This window comes from Hypericibacter adhaerens (assembly GCF_008728835.1).
In the GTDB taxonomy this organism is placed as follows: domain Bacteria; phylum Pseudomonadota; class Alphaproteobacteria; order Dongiales; family Dongiaceae; genus Hypericibacter; species Hypericibacter adhaerens.
Genome location: NZ_CP042582.1, coordinates 5,390,079 through 5,405,598, shown reverse-complemented (window position 1 = coordinate 5,405,598; position 15,520 = coordinate 5,390,079). Strand labels below are relative to the sequence as shown.

Annotated in this window: 14 protein-coding genes; 6 read left to right on the top strand and 8 right to left on the bottom strand. The window is 66.4% G+C overall.

Features of this window, described 5'->3' with window-relative positions; translation table 11 throughout:
* Positions 1 to 134: 134 nt before the first annotated feature.
* Together FRZ61_RS24170 and rraA are read right to left on the bottom strand one after the other, a co-directional pair.
* Positions 135 to 710 (bottom strand): DUF4760 domain-containing protein, encoded by a 576-nt coding sequence (locus FRZ61_RS24170; RefSeq protein WP_151120187.1) that lies wholly within the window; start codon positions 708 to 710, stop codon positions 135 to 137.
* 252 nt (positions 711 to 962) lie between these two features.
* Entirely contained in the window at positions 963 to 1,454 is a 492-nt protein-coding gene (gene rraA, locus FRZ61_RS24165) for a ribonuclease E activity regulator RraA (RefSeq protein WP_151120185.1), read from the bottom strand.
* A gap of 98 nt (positions 1,455 to 1,552) precedes the next feature.
* Here rraA and argE point away from each other — a divergent pair, with 98 nt between their 5' ends.
* Positions 1,553 to 2,722 (top strand): acetylornithine deacetylase, encoded by a 1,170-nt coding sequence (argE, locus tag FRZ61_RS24160; RefSeq protein ID WP_151120183.1) that lies wholly within the window; start codon positions 1,553 to 1,555, stop codon positions 2,720 to 2,722.
* 4 nt (positions 2,723 to 2,726) lie between these two features.
* On the opposite strand, the gene hpnR is transcribed toward argE, so the two are convergent.
* The 4 genes from hpnR to FRZ61_RS24140 form a co-directional block, all read right to left on the bottom strand.
* Positions 2,727 to 4,247 (bottom strand): hopanoid C-3 methylase HpnR, encoded by a 1,521-nt coding sequence (gene hpnR / locus FRZ61_RS24155; RefSeq protein WP_151120181.1) that lies wholly within the window; start codon positions 4,245 to 4,247, stop codon positions 2,727 to 2,729.
* Between the two features lie 150 nt (positions 4,248 to 4,397).
* Positions 4,398 to 5,384 carry an AAA family ATPase gene (locus tag FRZ61_RS24150; protein ID WP_151120180.1) on the bottom strand — a complete coding sequence of 329 codons (987 nt, stop codon included), beginning with the start codon at positions 5,382 to 5,384 and terminating at the stop codon, positions 4,398 to 4,400.
* A gap of 161 nt (positions 5,385 to 5,545) precedes the next feature.
* Complete coding sequence (locus FRZ61_RS24145; protein ID WP_151120178.1) at positions 5,546 to 5,761, bottom strand: hypothetical protein; 216 nt, start codon at positions 5,759 to 5,761, stop codon at positions 5,546 to 5,548.
* A 68-nt stretch (positions 5,762 to 5,829) separates the two neighbouring features.
* On the bottom strand, positions 5,830 to 6,768 hold the full coding sequence (locus tag FRZ61_RS24140) for a LysR family transcriptional regulator (protein WP_151120176.1): 939 nt from the start codon (positions 6,766 to 6,768) through the stop codon (positions 5,830 to 5,832).
* 88 nt (positions 6,769 to 6,856) lie between these two features.
* Here FRZ61_RS24140 and FRZ61_RS24135 point away from each other — a divergent pair, with 88 nt between their 5' ends.
* The 5 genes from FRZ61_RS24135 (at position 6,857) to dmeF (ending at position 12,001) form a co-directional block, all read left to right on the top strand.
* Positions 6,857 to 8,365, top strand: a complete 1,509-nt coding sequence (locus FRZ61_RS24135) for a 4-hydroxyphenylacetate 3-hydroxylase N-terminal domain-containing protein (protein WP_151120175.1) — start codon at positions 6,857 to 6,859, stop codon at positions 8,363 to 8,365.
* A gap of 28 nt (positions 8,366 to 8,393) precedes the next feature.
* Positions 8,394 to 9,299, top strand: a complete 906-nt coding sequence (locus FRZ61_RS24130; protein ID WP_151120173.1) for a polysaccharide deacetylase family protein — start codon at positions 8,394 to 8,396, stop codon at positions 9,297 to 9,299.
* Positions 9,296 to 10,573 (top strand): M20/M25/M40 family metallo-hydrolase, encoded by a 1,278-nt coding sequence (locus FRZ61_RS24125; protein WP_151120171.1) that lies wholly within the window; start codon positions 9,296 to 9,298, stop codon positions 10,571 to 10,573. The genes FRZ61_RS24130 and FRZ61_RS24125 overlap by 4 nt, the downstream gene beginning before the upstream one ends.
* A 72-nt stretch (positions 10,574 to 10,645) precedes the next feature.
* Positions 10,646 to 10,948, top strand: a complete 303-nt coding sequence (locus FRZ61_RS24120; protein WP_151120170.1) for a metal-sensing transcriptional repressor — start codon at positions 10,646 to 10,648, stop codon at positions 10,946 to 10,948.
* A gap of 48 nt (positions 10,949 to 10,996) precedes the next feature.
* Positions 10,997 to 12,001: a CDF family Co(II)/Ni(II) efflux transporter DmeF gene (dmeF, locus tag FRZ61_RS24115; RefSeq protein WP_151120168.1), complete on the top strand. Its 1,005-nt coding sequence runs from the start codon at positions 10,997 to 10,999 to the stop codon at positions 11,999 to 12,001.
* Between the two features lie 167 nt (positions 12,002 to 12,168).
* On the opposite strand, the gene FRZ61_RS24110 is transcribed toward dmeF, so the two are convergent.
* Both FRZ61_RS24110 and FRZ61_RS24105 read right to left on the bottom strand, forming a co-directional pair.
* The gene (locus tag FRZ61_RS24110) at positions 12,169 to 13,815 is read right to left on the bottom strand and encodes a sensor histidine kinase (RefSeq protein ID WP_151120166.1); all 1,647 of its coding nucleotides are present in this window, start codon (positions 13,813 to 13,815) and stop codon (positions 12,169 to 12,171) included.
* Positions 13,816 to 14,093: 278 nt separating this feature from the next.
* Entirely contained in the window at positions 14,094 to 15,500 is a 1,407-nt protein-coding gene (locus FRZ61_RS24105) for a sensor histidine kinase (RefSeq protein WP_151120164.1), read from the bottom strand.
* Positions 15,501 to 15,520 lie beyond the last annotated feature (20 nt).

Genomic DNA, 15,520 nt, shown 5'->3' with positions numbered 1-15,520 from the left:
TTCGCTTTCCAGCGGGCCATCCGCTCTGTAAGAGGCATTTAGGATGCATAATATTACGAGTTTGAAGGAAGAATGGCGCTGCGATGGCTCGTCGCAGGACCAATTCTATGTCATGGTCTTCCCAGGGGAGCGGTTCAGGGGGTTGGGATCTTGATTGCACCCAACTCATTGTAACTATTGGCACGGCTTTGCCACTTTTTTGCAAGCCGCACGAGGTTTGCATAGTTTTTCGATTGATCCGCCCCGAGTCTCGCGCTGTAGCGAACCAAAACTACATCCATCGCGCCGACGACCAGATTCTTTATCGACTTATACAAAAGCTCTTCATCCAGGTTCTCTGCAAGGATCTCGGTGCAGATGGCTTCGTAGTAGTTCAAGACCGTAACTGAATCGAACAAAAACGCGTGCGTGCCATCGGCATAAGGATTGGGAGGCGTCTGTGAAAGATTGGCTCGCACCCCTTCTTCGTGTTTTCTATAAAGATAGAGGCGTTGAATATGATCGCGAACCGGATGGTCCAAAGTCCGCGCAAGTTCCAGTGTCGCCCGCCGTTTCTCGATCGCATTTGTAAGCAGCCAGATAACAACTGGGATCGCGATGATGGCTAGGGTCTGAACCGCACTTAAGACATCTCTCAGCCATACCGGAAAAAAAGAAACCGCGCTTGTTGCTACAAGCGCGGTTTGCGGATCGCAGATGAGTGGCGGCACGGATGCCTCCTTTAGCGCCTAGTAAGGCCCGGTGCCTCCACCGCCGCCATCCTTCTTGTCGTCCCGTTTATCTGTCATCGCCACTCTCCTCTTCATACATAACACCTTATCAGAGATATAGGTGCGTCCAACTTTCTTTGTAAGACCATTCCGGATAAGCTTTCGCAGTCACTAAGCATATAGAATCCCTTGATTTGGCTAAGATTAAGACGGAGCTTCCGATGGCAGCGGTTGGACAAATTCGCTCGGTGCTCAGCTTTTCGGCAGCTTCAGCTCGCGCGCCGACGCCGCAACCGCGTCGCGGTCGGCATAGACCCAGTCGCCGGGCGTGATCGTCAGGCCGGCGAAGGAAAGCGGCAGGCCGATCAGCCCGCCGATGGGCTTCTCGCCGCGCCGGGCGGTGGTGCCCAACGCCTTGACGCCGAAATCGAGCGCGTCGATGCCGGCCGTGTCGCGGATCGCGCCATAAATCACCGCCCCCACCCAGCCGTTCTTGGCCGCGGCCGCGGCGATGCGGTCGCCCATGGAAGCCACGCGTAGCGAGCCGCCGGCATCGACCACCAGCACCCGTCCCTGGCCCGGCGTCGCCGCCAGCTCCATCAGCGTACGGTGATCCTCATGCGCCTTCACGGTCATGCAGGGCCCGGCGAAGCTTTCCTTTCGGCCGAAGCCGCGGAACTGCGCCTCGCAGACCAGGAGCTCGTCGGGATAGGCGTCCCACAGATCGGCAAGCGAGATTTCCATGATTCCCTCTGTTCGGACCGGCGTGACAGAATAGGGACCGCCCCTGGCGGAAGGAAGCCCATGTCGCCTTCGCGCCGAGGGTTCAACGCCGAGGTGCCATGACCGCACGCCGCTATGCCCCGATGGAGATGATCGAGACGCTGGTCGGATTCCCGACCGTCTCCTCGGACTCCAATCTCGACCTGATCGAGTTCGTGCGCGGCTATCTCGCGGGGCACGGCATCGGGAGCCGCCTCACCTACGACGCGGAGAAGCGCAAGGCGAACCTGTTCGCGACCATCGGCCCCGATCTTGCGGGCGGCGTGGTGCTGTCGGGCCATACCGACGTGGTGCCGGTGGCGGGCCAGCCCTGGGAGAGCGATCCCTTCACCCTGGTCCGGCGCGGCAGCCGGCTCTATGGCCGCGGCACCAGCGACATGAAGAGCTTCCTCGCCGTGGCCCTCGCCCTCGTGCCGGAGTTCCAGGCGGCCGGGCTCAAGCGGCCGATCCATCTGGCGCTCTCCTATGACGAGGAGGTGGGCTGCTTCGGCGTGCCCTCCCTGCTCCGCGACATCGCGGCCAACCTGCCCCTGCCCGCGATGGCCATCATCGGCGAGCCCACCTCGATGCGGCTCGCCAACCGGCACAAGGGCGACCAGGTCTTCCGCACCGTCTTCACCGGCCGCGACGGCCATTCCAGCGCCACCCATCGCGGCGTGAACGCGATCTTCGCGGCGGCGCGGTTCCTCGGCCATCTGTCGGACCTGGCCGACGAGTTCCGCGAGGCCGGTCCCTTCGACGACAGCTTCGATCCGCCCTATACGACCGTGAATGCCGGGCAGATCGACGGCGGCACCGCCTTCAACATCATCGCCCGCCACTGTGCCCTCATCTGGGAGTTCCGGCCGGTGCCTTCCGTGGCGCCCGAGACCGTGACCGCGCGGGTGCAGGCTTTCGTCGAGGGCGAGCTCCTGCCGGCGATGCGGGCGACGGCGCCCGAGGCCTCGATCGAGACCACCGTGCTCTGCAACCTGCCGCCCCTGATGCCGCAGGCGGAGTCGCCGGCCGAGGCGCTCATCCGCGCGCTCACCGGTGCCAACGAGGCGATCGGCGTCGCCTTCGGCACCGAGGCCGGCCATTTCCAGCAGACCGGCATTCCCGCGGTGGTGTTCGGCCCCGGCAGCATCGAGCAGGCCCACCAGCCCAACGAGTTCATCGAGATCGCCCAGGTCGAAGCCTGCGTCGACTTCATGCAGAAGCTGGCCGGCTGGATCTCCCGCCCCGCCTGACCGGCTAGACCGGCGCCTGCCCCAGATCGGCGATCGGCGCCTGGCGCTTGGCCCCTTCGCGGCGCGGATGGACATAAAGCTGCGCCGGATCGCGCGGCGCGGCTCCCGGCGGGCGGGGTGGGCGGATCGTGTAGGCGACGGGGCGCTGGTGGTCGGCGAACTGGCGCTGAGGGTTGTAGACCCGGTCGAATTTCCAGATCGAGCGCGCGAAGTTGGTCTGGCCCTTGAGCGCGAGCCGCAGGATCAGGCCGGCCGCGTCGCGCATCGCCTGGGCGCCCATATGCTTGCGGGCGATGACGCGCTGGGTCTCGACCAGCCGCTCGTAGAACTCGAAGAGCGGCAGCTGCGTCGGCAGGACCGCATGCTGGATGTCGAACAGGCGGTAATCCAGCGTCGTCAGCTTGCGCGATTCGGTGAGCCACAGCTCGGTGCCGGGATAGGGCGTGGCCACGGTGAAATGCACGATCTCGGGAATGGCGAGCGCCCATTCGCGCACCACGGCGAAGCGCGCCGCGTCCCAGCCGGGATCGGCGATCAGGTTGACGGCGACATGGATGCCCAGCTTGCGCGCGATCTCGAGCGCCTCGAAATTGACGCCGGTCGAGGAGCGCTTGCGATGGGCCTTGAGGCCCTCCTCGTCGATCGCCTCGAGCCCCAGGAACAGATAGCGCAGGCCCAGCTTCTTCCAATAGGCGAAGACCTCCTGGTTGCGGATCAGCACGTCGGCCCGGGTCTCGAGATAATACTGCTTGCGGATGTTGCGGCGCTCGATCTCGCGGCCGATGGCATAGCCATGCTCGGGATGGATGAAGGCGACGTCGTCGACGATGAAGACATTGGGCTCGGCGACCGCGGCCAGCTCCTCGGCGGCGGCTTCGGCGCTCGCCATGCGGTAGCTGCGGCCATAGAAGGTCCAGGCGCTACAGAACGAGCAGTCCCAGGGGCAGCCGCGCGTGAACTCGATCGAGGCGCAAGGATCGAGCACGCCGATGAAGTAGCGGCGGCGGCGGGCCAGCAGGTCGCGGGCGGGCGGAAACTTGTCGAGGCTCTCCAGCAGCACGGGCGCCGGTCCGCGGCCTTTCGCGGTGACGGCGCCCGGCACCTTGTCGAGGCCGCCATCTTCGATCGCGCTGACGAGGAGCGGCGTCGCGATCTCGCCTTCGCCGCGCAGCACGGCGTCGATGGCGCCGGCCCCATGCTCGAGGAGCTCGTCGGCGATGAAGGAGGCGCTGTGCCCGCCGACGAAGACGAAGCTGTCCCGGCACTGCTGCTTGACGCTCTTGGCGAGATCGATCACCTCGGGCACGTTCGCCAGATAATTCAGCGAGAAGCCGATGGCGCGCGGCTGGAATTCCTTGAGCTCGCGCGCGAAGTCCGCGAGGCCGAAGGTCTGCAGGTCGAGCAGGCGGACCTCGTGGCCCGCGGCGCGCACCGCCTGGGCGACCCGCTCCATGCCGAGCGGCTCCAGGCGCAGATAGACCTCGCTATACATCAGGGGGCCGGGATGGACGAAAAGCACGCGCATGACGCCTCCTCTGGCTTCAGATGATCCGGTTCAATCCTCCCGCATTCCTGTGATCCGGCGCCCGAGGCGGCGCCAAGGCTCACGATCCCCCACTCTACCGATCCAAACAAGGCGGGCTTGTGGCAAGCGAGAAGCCGCCGGCGCCGGATGCTATCCGGCTGGCGTCCCAAGCCACGGAAAATGCTGGCGGATCGCGGCCACCGCCTGGCGGAAGCGCGCTTCCCAATCGCCCGTCAGCGCGACATGCGGCAGGTTGCGGCCCGTCAGCTCGGCCCGGCAGCGGGCGGCGAAGAGCGCGCGGGTCTCCGGATCGGGAAAATAGCGCGTGCCGTCATCGATCCAGGGCACATCGACATCGCAATGGAGATAGAGATCGGCCGGCCGCGCAATCTCGTTGAGGCGCGGATCGCGTCCGCCCAGCAGCATGTCCGACCAGACCGCGGTCAGGACCGGGTCGGTGTCGAGCAGCAGCAACCGGTTGGCCTGGCGCGCCGCGGCGGCGGTGAGCGCGACATGGCCGCGCGCGATCAGGACCAGATCCTCCGACGCGCAGCGGGTGCCGAAATGATCGGTATGGGTGCGGCCATATTCCGGCACATGAAGCGTATCGAAATGATGGGCGAGCCGGTGGGCGAGGGTCGATTTGCCCGTACTTTCCGGCCCGAACAGGCAGACCTGCTTGACGAAATAGGGGCGCACGGGGGCGGGAATCCGTTCCCAGTGGGCGAAGGGATCCTTCAGCACGTCGCGGCCGGCCGCCGGCACCGCGAAGCGCGGCGGATCCACCGGCACGAAACGGCCGCCGACCTCGGAAGCGAGGCGATGCCCGTAACTTTCCGAGGCGAAGACATAGTCGATCGGCTCCGGATGCGCGCGTTTCACGATGGCGCGCCAGATGGGCCAGAAATCCGGATGCTCGGCCGGCTCCTGCGGCACCTCGTCGGTCAGATGGACGACGCGCGCATCGGGAAAGAGCTCCGTCATCCAGGCGAAGCGGAGCGCGCCGGGAATGGGATCGCGCGGCAGGCTGCAGACCAGGATCGTCAGCGCATCGGCATAGCTGCGGGCGAAATCGCAGAGCAGCACGTGACCTTGATGCGGCGGCAGAAACTTGCCCAGCAGGAATCCACGGGCCATGCGCGTTCCGATGTCGGCGAGAACGAGAGCAGGGCCACTCTAGCCTCGGCCCCGGGCGGTGCGCCAGCTTGCGGGCCGGCCGCCGGCCTCGCTGCCGGCGCGAGGGATCCGTTCGGCGACGTCTTGCCGCCGGGCCGCGTCGGCCGCGGTGGGTGCGATCGTCAGGAGTGGCGCTTGTCCGCCTCGATCAGGCGGCGCGCCTGGTCGCGCAGCTCGGCCAGCGCGTCGCCCGGCGCATGGCCTTCGACCTGGTCGAAATCGAGCTCCAGCACGATGGCCCGCAGCAGCCGCATGGCCTCGCTGTCGCTATGGGCCGTCTTGTCCCGCTTCGCTGCTCTCATGGCGATCACATGCCCTTCCAGTGCCGGCGAATCCATGCCGGCGCGAAAACCGATAACGGCAGAAGATGGCGAGATGTTGGCGGACGGCGCCAATGAAAGCTTTGTCACGCGGCCGGCTCGGCCGCGCGCCTGCGTTGCTCGCGCCGGAAGAATCCGCGCATGAAATCCAGGAAAGCTTGCGCCACCGGCCTCAGCTTGTGATCCGAGAGATAGACCGCGGCGATGGGCGCGACCGGCAGCGGATCGGTCAACCGCACCGCGCGCGTCTCCTTGCCATCATAGGTGGTCAAGGTGCGCGAGGGATGGTTGAGCACCGTATAGCCCAGCCCGTTGGCGACCAGGCTGCGGACCGCCTCGACGGACTGGGTGCGGTAGCGCACCTGCGGCGTCAGTCCCAGCGCGCCGAAGACCGAGGCGAAATAGTCGCGACTGATCGGCATGTCGAGCAGCACGCAAGGCTCTTCCGCCAGCGCCTTCAGCGAGATCGCGCGCCGCCTCGCCAGCCGGTGATCCGCCGGCAGCAGCACATAGGCCGGCAGCTCCAGCATGCGTTCGATCGCGAAGCGGCGGGGCAGTTGCAGGTCGTAGGTGAGGGCGAGCTCGATCCAGCCCTCCATCATCCCGCGCTGGAGCAGGCTCTGGTCGCCTTCGTGGAACGCGACCTCGATCGCGGGGAACCTGGCGGTGAAGCCGCTGATGATGGCGGGCAAGTAGCGCGCCAGGATATAGGCGAGGCAGCCGATCGAGAGCGTGCCGCGCAAGTCGCCGCCGACGCCCGCGAGCTTGGTCGACACGTCGTTGATATGGCCCAGAAGCTCGCGCACCTCGCGCAGCACCTCGGTGCCGGCGGGCGTGAGCGCCATGCCGCGCGCATGCTGGCGGACGAAGAGATCGAGCCCCAGCGCCGTCTCGAGCTGGCGAATGGCGAGCGAGACGGCGGGCTGCGAGACATGGAGCCCGCGCGCCGCCAGGGTGACGTTGCCGGCATCGGCCACCGCCACGAAGTAGCGCAGGACCCGCAAGGGGAGATCGATCAAGTTCATAAATGCAGATGATAAATAAATTATATTTTCCTATCTAGCGGCTTCCTGCGAGCCTCGGGGCTTGTCCGTTCCAGGAGTCCGCGAAATCATGCGCCACGCTGCCGAACCCATGCCGGCCGGGATCCGCGACTATGTCGTGAGCAAGAGCCTGCCTCGTCGCCCGAACGATGCGAACCTGCGCACCGGTCCGGAATTCCGTGAGAGCCTGCGCGACGGCCGCCATGTCGTCGTCGATGGCCGCGACGTTTCCGACGTGACGGCGGAGCCGACGCTCGCGCGCGGCATCGACCAACTCGCGCGCTATTTCGATGCCCAGCACGATCCGGCGACGCGGGACCTTCTCACCGCCATCGAGCCCGGGACGGGCGAACGGATCTCGACGGCCTGGCTGGTGCCGCGCTCGATCGAGGATCTCTGGCGCTACGACGCCATGATCAAATGCAGCACGGCCCTCAGCTTCGGCGTGTTCGGCCGGCCGCCGGACTATGGCCCAGTCAAGGCCATTTCCTTCGTCGCCTGGAACCATCTGGTGCGGAAGGAAGAGCCCGAGGCGCTGGACAAGATCCTGCATTTCCTGCGCGTCGGGCAGCGGAATAATCTCACCAGCGCCGACATCATCATCGACGTCCAGACCGACCGCAAACAGCCCGTGGCCCAGCGGGCGGCAAGGCTCCGGGTCGTCGAGGAACGGAAAGACGGCGTCCTGGTCTCCGGCGCCAAGGCCGGCAATTCGGTCCTGGCTCAGGGCAATATTGGCACCATTTCGATGCCGCCGCCGCAACCGGGCATGCCCGAGGAATGCATGATCTGGGCGGCGGTGCCGGCCAATGCGCCCGGCATGACGCTGCTGCTGCGCGAGGGCGTGACGAACGGCCGGGAATCCGCCGAGGACCATCCGATCGATGCGCATGGCGAGGAGGCTGACGGTCTCCTGATCTTCGACCGCGTCTTCATCCCCTGGGACTATGTCTTCAGCTACAAGAACAGGGCCACGGCCGAGATCTACAATATCCTCGGCCAGTTCGCCTTCTGGAAGATCGCGACCCGCTTGTCCTACCGCGCCGAGATTTTCGCGGGCGCCGCTCAGCTCATCGTCGACGCGCTCGGGACCGACCATATCCCCGCGGTCCGTGCCCTCGTCTCCGAGGTCATCCATTATGCCGCGACGCTCCGGGGCATGATGACGGCCGCGATCGAGCAGGCGAAGCCGACCGAGAGCGGGGTGATGCTGCCCGACCATGTGTTCGTGACGGCGGGGCGGCTGCACAGCATCGAGGCCTATCCGCGCATCATGCAGATCCTGCGCGAGCTCTCGGGCCAGGGGCTGATCGGCCGCGTCCCCCAGGCGACCTGGGACCGGCCCGATTTCGGGCCGCTGCTCGACGCGTATCTGCCGGGCCACAAGCTCGATGGCCGCAACAAGAACCGGCTCTTCAACCTGGTCTGGGACATGACCTGCAGCCCGAGCGCGATGCGGCTCGCCCTTTTCGAGAACATCAACGCCACCCCGGCGCCGGCGCTGCGCGAGGAGCTCTACCGGGTCTATGATCGGGGGCCGGCCATGGCCGCGATCCGCGCGCGGGCCGGCATCGGCTGAAAGAGACAGGAACAGGAAACCGCCGGCCATGATCCGCAATCCGATTCCCTGGCCCGACGGCGCGCGCTGCGCCGTCGCCATCACCTTCGACATGGATGCCGACAGCATCCTGCATCTGGCACATCACGAGCAGGCCAACAACAAGGTCATGACCATGTCGATGCTGCGCTACGACCCCGAGGTCGCGGTGCCGCGCCTGGTCGATCTCTTCGCCGAGTTCGGCATCAAGCAGACCTTCTTCCTGCCCGCCTGGTGCATCGAGCGCTATCCGGCGACGGTCGAGCTGATCCTGAAGGGCGGCCACGAGATCGGCCATCATGGCTATCTCCACGAGCATCCCAACGAGCTCAAGCCCGAGGAGGAGCTCTACTGGTTCGATCGCAGCATCGAGGCGATCAGGAAGGCGACCGGCCAGCCGCCCCGCGGCTTCCGTGCGCCCTCGTACCGGTTCTCGGCCAAGACCCTCGATTTCCTGGTCGAGCGCGGCTTGAGCTACGACGCCTCGCTCATGGGCGACGATATCCCCTATCTGCTCGACAATGGCGAGGGCCGCGTGGTCGAGCTGCCCTCGCATTACGCGATGGACGATTGGGCGCATTTCATGGTGGCGCGCGACTTCGGCTACATGATGCCGATCAAAGCGCCCTCCCACGGCATGGACGTGTTCCGCGAGGAGTTCGACGCCGCCTGGCGCTATGGCGGGCTCTGGATCTCGGTCTGGCACCCGATGCTGATGGGCCGCCTCGCGCGCGCCGCGGCGCTGGCCGACCTCATCGCCTATATGAAGGACAAGGGCGGCGTCTGGTTCGCCAAGCTCGAGGACATCGCGGCCCATGTGCGCAAGGTGGTGGCCGACGGCAGCTGGAAACCGCGGATCGACCGGCTGCCCTACTATCCGGGACCGATCCCGGAACTGCCGAGGAAGGCGACATGAGCCCCGACAGCAGCACCGAGCGCGACCGCGCGGCCGACAAGGCGACCCTGCTCGGCTGGATCGAGCGCGACCGCGACCGGCTGGTGGGTTTCCTCAGTGATTTCGTGAAGGCGGCCAGCCCCAATCCGCCGGGCGACACGCTTCTGGCCGCCGCTCATGTCCGTGGCTTCCTCGATGTGGAGAAGCTTCCCTACCGGGTGATCTCGCCCCATCCGCAGATGCCCAACCTGGTTGCGAGCTTCGAGGGGAAGGAAGCCGGCAAGCATCTCGTGCTCAACGGCCATATCGATGTCTTCCCCTCGGGCGATCCCGCGCATTGGACCCACGGGCCCTGGAGCGGCGATATCGCCGAGGGCCATGTCTGGGGCCGGGGCGCCGCCGACATGAAATGCGGCACCACCGCCTCGATCTTCACCTATGCCTATCTCAGCCGGATGCGCGAGAGGCTCAAGGGCAGGCTGACGCTCACCGTCGTTTCCGACGAGGAGACCTTCGGGCCCTGGGGCGCTCGCTATCTGCTGGAGCATCATCCCGAGACCCATGGCGATTGCTGCCTCAATGGCGAGCCCTCGGATCCGCTCACCGTTCGGTTCGGCGAGAAGGGGCCGCTCTGGATCGCCTTCACGGTCCGCACCAAGGGTGCTCATGGCGGCTATCCGCATCTGACCGAGAGCGCCAGCCAGATCGCAGCCGCGCTGATCGGCGATCTCTACCAGCTCGCCCGCACCAAGGTGCCGCCGCCGGGCAATGTTGGCGGCGTGCTGGATCGCTCGGCCGCCATCATCGAGCGCGCCCTGGGCGAGGGCGCCACCGAGGTGATGCGCTCGATCACGCTCAATATCGGCGTCATCCAGGGCGGCATCAAAGTGAACATGATTCCGGCCGAATGCCGCTTCGAGGCCGATTTTCGGCTGCCGGTCGGCATCGGCAAGGATGGGCTGATCGAGAAGGTCCGCCATCTCCTCGAACGCTATCCGCAGGTCACGATGGAGGAGCTCAATTACAGCCCTTCCAACTGGTGCGACCCCGAGCATGAGATGGTCGCCATCATTCAGCGCAATGTGAAGGCGATGAAGGGATTCGAGCCGGCGCCCATCGTCGGGCTCGGCGGTACGGACACTCGTCTCTGGCGTTATCGCGACGTGCCCGCCTATGTCTACGGGCCCTCGCCCAAGACCATGGGCAAGACCGACGAGCGGGTGGCAATCGAGGAGTTCCTTCATATCGTCCGCACCCACACGCTCTCCGCCTACGACTACCTGACGCGCGACTAGGCTCCCGGCGCGGGAAACCTGCCGCTGCCGGCTGGCTTGACTTATCCTATGGGGGAGGATAGGATACAAACCATGCCCGATGATCATGTCACCGGCGCCCGTGCCGGTTCGTCCCATGCCAGCCACCCGGAGGTGCTGAAGCGTCTCAAGCGCGCGCAAGGCCATCTCGCCACCGTCATGGCGATGATCGAGGCCGATCGCGGCTGCCTCGAGATCGCGCAGCAGCTCCAGGCGGTGGAAAGCGCGATCGGCAACGCCAAGCGCCTGCTGGTGCACGACCATATCGACAATTGCATCGAGCGGGCCGCGGGCCCGATCTCGCGCGGAACCCGCAGCGCGCTCGAGGAATTCAAGGCGATTGCGCGCTATCTCTAGCCATCCGGCCGCGATGCCGGATCGTCTTGCCGGGACGGAGCCAGCCTGATGCCGCACGCCGCCCATTCCTTCGATCGCTGGCAGCATAACCATTTCTATCTCGCCGATCGGCATGACCGCCGCGCCAAGCGGGTCTGGATCGCGGTCTGGCTGACGGCGGCGATGATGATCGCCGAGATCGTGGCGGGCTATGTCTTCGGCTCGATGGCGCTCCTGGCCGATGGCTGGCATATGGCGACCCATGCCGGTGCCTTGGGCATGGCGGGCCTCGCCTATCGCTATGCGGCACGCCACGCGCGCAACAGCTTCTTCAGCTTCGGCACCGGCAAGATCGGCGATCTCGCGGCCTTCACCAACGCCATCATCCTGATGTTCGTGGCGGGCTTCATTCTCTGGGAGAGCGCCGCCCGCCTGCTCGCGCCCCGGCCCATCGCTTACGACGAGGCGCTGGGCGTGGCGGTGGCGGGTCTGCTGGTCAATCTCGTCTGCGCCGGACTGCTGCATGAGAAACCGTCCGGTGCGGCGGCGGCTTCAACCGAGGCCGCGCACAGCCATACGCATGACCATGGGCACGATCACGTGCACGAGCCCGGCCACGGACACGGCCATCATCGCGACCACAATCTCCATGGCGCCTATCTCCATGTGATCGCCGACGCCGCCACCTCCGTCCTGGCGATCGTCGGCCTCCTGGCGGGGCGTCTGTGGAACTGGGCCTGGATGGACCCGGCCGTGGGCGTGGTGGGCGCGGTGGTCATCGCCCGCTGGTCCCTGGGCCTGGCCAGGAGCAGCAGCGCCGTGCTGCTCGACGCGGTGCCGGATCGCGAGCTGGAGCAGCGCATCCGCGCGCGCCTCGAAAGCGACGCCGACCGGGTCACCGATCTCCATCTCTGGCGCCTGGGCCCGGGCCATTTCGCGGCCATGGCCTCGGTGGTCTCCACCGCCCCGCAGACGCCGGCGCAATACAAGGCCCGGCTCGAGGACCTGCCGAGCCTGTCCCATGTGACGGTCGAGGTGGAGCCCTGCGAGATCTGCGCGAAGCCCGCTCATTGAATCCCCTCTCCCGCTTGCGGGGAAGGGTCAGGGAGGGGGAAGACGCGATAGAAGATGCAAGCCAAAGCCGATTCGCTCCGGCTTCACCGACCGAGCAGCCCCCTCCCTGGCCCTCCCCCGTTCCGGGGGAGGGGATCACTTGTCTCACCTCGATCATCCAGCAAAGCTTACCCCACCATCCGGTCGGCTTCGCGCTCGCGTTCGGGCGGGAACCAGAGCGTGACCTTGGTGCCGACATCCTTCCGGCTCTCCAGCGTCATGCGGCCGCCATGCAGCTCGATGAAGCGCTTGGTGATGGAGAGGCCGAGCCCGCTGCCTTCGGCCCGGCGTGCCAGGTTGGTCTCGACCTGGACGAAAGGCTCGAGCGCCAGCTTCAGCTCGGCCTCGGTCATGCCGATGCCGGTATCGCTGACGCGGATCTCGATCCCGCCATCGGCCGCACGCCCGCCTTCGACGGCGATGCGGCCGCGCTCGGGCGTGAACTTGATGGCGTTGGAGAGCAGGTTGAGCAGCATCTGGCGCACCAGCCGCTCGTCGGCCAGCACGCAGCCCAGCCCCTCGAGGCTGCCGATGGTCGCCGTCAGCCGCTTCTGGTCGAACTGGGGCCGCAGCAGGTTCAGGCAGCTCTCCGCCATCTTGCGCAGATTGACGCGCTCCTCATGCAGCGACAGCTTGCCGGCCTCGATGCGCGACAGGTCGAGAATGTCGCTGATGAGGGCCAGGAGCTGCTGGCCGGAATTGCGGATGTCGGTGGCATAGTCGCGATAGGCCGGAACGCCGACCGGCCCCCGCACCTCGCTGCGGATCAGGTCGGCGAAGCCGATGATCGCGTTCAGCGGCGTGCGCAGCTCGTGGCTGATGATCGAGAGGAAATCGGACTTGGCGCGGCTCAGCTGCTCCGCGCGTTCCTTCTGCTGCTGCAGGGCGAGGTTCTGCTCTTCGATCAGCGCCCGGTGGCGCAGCATCACCGCCCGGTTGCGCTCGAGGAAGACGATGATGCCGCCCGAAAGCGCGAGCATCACCAGGAACGCGCCGACGATGGCCGGCAACATCTGGCGCATCAGCGCCCGGCCCGGCCGCTCCGGCTCCCAGACGACGGCCCCGATGGGCGCGCCGCCGGGCTCGTGAAGCGCGATGGCCGTGTCCGCCGGGCCGGCCCCATCCGTCTGCCAATGGAGCTCGTCGAATCCATAGGCGGATGCGATGTCATTGAGGAGTCCCGCGTCGAGCGGCCGGACCAGCACCAGCAGGTGATCCCATTCGGGTCCGGGCTCTCCGTCCTGCCGGGCGATCGCACCCACGGCGGCGATCGCGGGCCCTTTCTCCCAGATCAGGAATCCGAAGGCCGGATCGGGGCCGGTATCCTGCGACCACTGGCTCCTGACGGCTGCATGCGCGGCATCGAACAAAGGTTGCAGCGCGGGCAGGACGGAGGCGACCGATTGCGGCGGCTGCGCCTGGCCCTCGACATAGGCGATGGTCGGCTGGTTCGCGCCATCGACCACGAAGGCGGCGGCGATATGGAACGAGGTGCTGAGATACTCGCCGATATTCGCGTCCGCCCATTCCGTCGAGGGTTGGGTCACCAGATTCTCGACTGCGTCGGACCAGAAGCTGTAGTCGCGCGCCAGGCTCGCGACCTCATGCTGGCGCGCCATCAGCACCGCGGAGAAGGTCGCCTGCGACTGGGTCACCGCCAGGCGGTCCTGGCTGCGCGCCGCCATCTGCGTCACGGCCAGAATCGCGGCCGCGCCCAGCAGCAGCAGGGCCACCACGGCAAAAATGGGCCAGCGGGGAATCGACGTCGACCGCATGGAAACGCGCCAGTGCTACCCTTCGTTCGGGTGGGCGCCGGAACGCCACCCCTTCTCGGGCGCCCGCGATGGGCGCCCCGACCAAGCTCCGGAAATCCGACCGCAGCAGGCTTGCAAAAAAGGGTTAGAAGGCCCCTAAAGAATCGCGCTTCCGTCCGGACCGCGCAATGACCACTAGAGGCTTGCTATTCCTGAATCATTTCCCATCGATCGCCGCCGATGGGCAGATTGTGGCAAGCGCGTCCCGGGGGCCGAAGGTCCCGGGAACGGCCGGTCGCTCATCCCGCCATCCGCGAGGCCTCGAGGCGCCGCTCGGGCGGGAACCAGAGCGTCGCCGAGGTTCCTTCGCCCTTCCGGCTCTCGAGGGTGAGGCGGCCGCCATGGGCCTCGATGAAACGCTTGGTGATGGGCAGGCCCAGGCCCGAACCGCCGAAGCGGCGGGACAGGCTCGATTCGATCTGCACGAAGGGCTCCAGCGCCATGTCCATTTCCGTCGCGGTCATGCCGATGCCGGTATCGGCGATGATCAGCTCGATACCGCCATCGGCCGCGATCCGCCCGGAGAAGCTGATGGTGCCGCGTTCCGGCGTGAACTTGATGGCATTCGAAAGAAGATTCAGAATCATCTGGTTCACCAGACGCTCGTCGGCCCGGATCTCGCCCAGCTTCTTCACCTCGTCGAGGCTGAGCTTCAGCTTCTTGCGCTCGATTTGCGGCATCATCAGGGCGAGGCAGGTCTCGGCCACCGTGTCGATCGAGACCTTGTCCTCATGCAGCTCGAAACGGTTGGCCTCGATTCTCGACAGGTCGAGGATGTCGTTGATGAGGCTCAGCAGATGCTGGCCGGAGCTGTGGATGTCGTTCGAATATTCGCGATAGCGCGGATGGCCGATCGGCCCCTTGATCTCGCTGCGCATCAGGTCGGCGAAGCCGATGATGGCGTTGAGCGGCGTCCTCAACTCGTGGCTCATGGTGGCGAGGAACTCGCTCTTGGCGCGGTTGGCGCTTTCGGCCTGGGTCTTGGCCTCCATCAGCCGCTCCGACAGGTCGCCCAGCTCGAGGCGGGCCTGGTCGAGCTTGCGGAACTGCTGGACCAGCATGCCGACGAAGACGAGCGCGCTGGCGAACAGGCCCGTCAGCATCGCCGCCAGCACCAGATAGAGCTGTCCCAGCCGCTCGCGCGACGCCTGGGCCCGGTCGGCGACGAGCTGCACCACATGCGAGGCGAGCCGGCTGACCGACTGCTCGAGCGACGGCATCTCGGCGGCGACGGGGGCGAGCGACCCTTCGCCCTGGGGCAGGTTGCTGACGTCGGGATCGAGTGCCATGGTCTCGCGGCGGGTCTGCTGGATCATCTGCAGCGCCTCCGCGTCGTCGCTCAAGGCCCGCGCGTTCTCGCCGCGGGCCAGGAGCTCCACACGGCTGATCAGGATGTCGTATTGCAGCGACAGCTGGCGCAGATTGCCGGTCGTGGAATCGGCTTCGGCGGCGGCGAGCTTCTGCTGGAAGCGGGCGAACTCGACCTGGAGCTCCGAGACCGCAAGCGTGAGGTTCTCGGTGGGACCCCGCGAGACGGCGGCATGCTCGCGCAGGATCAGCGCCAGCGCCGCGACCACGGTCAGGGAAAAGACGCCGACCAGCGTGCCGAGCAGCCAATGGACCGGACGCGCCCGCAAACGCTTCATCGCTCAGCGCCCCGGCCCGG

What these genes read in the sequence shown, in the direction of transcription:
- FRZ61_RS24135 (WP_151120175.1), top strand. Translation starts at nt 6,857, where the DNA reads ATGCGCCACGCTGCCGAACCCATGCCGGCCGGGATCCGCGACTATGTC.
- FRZ61_RS24110 (WP_151120166.1), bottom strand. Translation starts at nt 13,815, where the DNA reads ATGCGGTCGACGTCGATTCCCCGCTGGCCCATTTTTGCCGTGGTGGCC.
- FRZ61_RS24130 (WP_151120173.1), top strand. Translation starts at nt 8,394, where the DNA reads ATGATCCGCAATCCGATTCCCTGGCCCGACGGCGCGCGCTGCGCCGTC.
- argE (WP_151120183.1), top strand. Translation starts at nt 1,553, where the DNA reads ATGACCGCACGCCGCTATGCCCCGATGGAGATGATCGAGACGCTGGTC.
- hpnR (WP_151120181.1), bottom strand. Translation starts at nt 4,247, where the DNA reads ATGCGCGTGCTTTTCGTCCATCCCGGCCCCCTGATGTATAGCGAGGTC.
- FRZ61_RS24105 (WP_151120164.1), bottom strand. Translation starts at nt 15,500, where the DNA reads ATGAAGCGTTTGCGGGCGCGTCCGGTCCATTGGCTGCTCGGCACGCTG.
- dmeF (WP_151120168.1), top strand. Translation starts at nt 10,997, where the DNA reads ATGCCGCACGCCGCCCATTCCTTCGATCGCTGGCAGCATAACCATTTC.
- FRZ61_RS24140 (WP_151120176.1), bottom strand. Translation starts at nt 6,768, where the DNA reads ATGAACTTGATCGATCTCCCCTTGCGGGTCCTGCGCTACTTCGTGGCG.
- rraA (WP_151120185.1), bottom strand. Translation starts at nt 1,454, where the DNA reads ATGGAAATCTCGCTTGCCGATCTGTGGGACGCCTATCCCGACGAGCTC.
- FRZ61_RS24150 (WP_151120180.1), bottom strand. Translation starts at nt 5,384, where the DNA reads ATGGCCCGTGGATTCCTGCTGGGCAAGTTTCTGCCGCCGCATCAAGGT.
- FRZ61_RS24145 (WP_151120178.1), bottom strand. Translation starts at nt 5,761, where the DNA reads ATGGATTCGCCGGCACTGGAAGGGCATGTGATCGCCATGAGAGCAGCG.
- FRZ61_RS24125 (WP_151120171.1), top strand. Translation starts at nt 9,296, where the DNA reads ATGAGCCCCGACAGCAGCACCGAGCGCGACCGCGCGGCCGACAAGGCG.
- FRZ61_RS24120 (WP_151120170.1), top strand. Translation starts at nt 10,646, where the DNA reads ATGCCCGATGATCATGTCACCGGCGCCCGTGCCGGTTCGTCCCATGCC.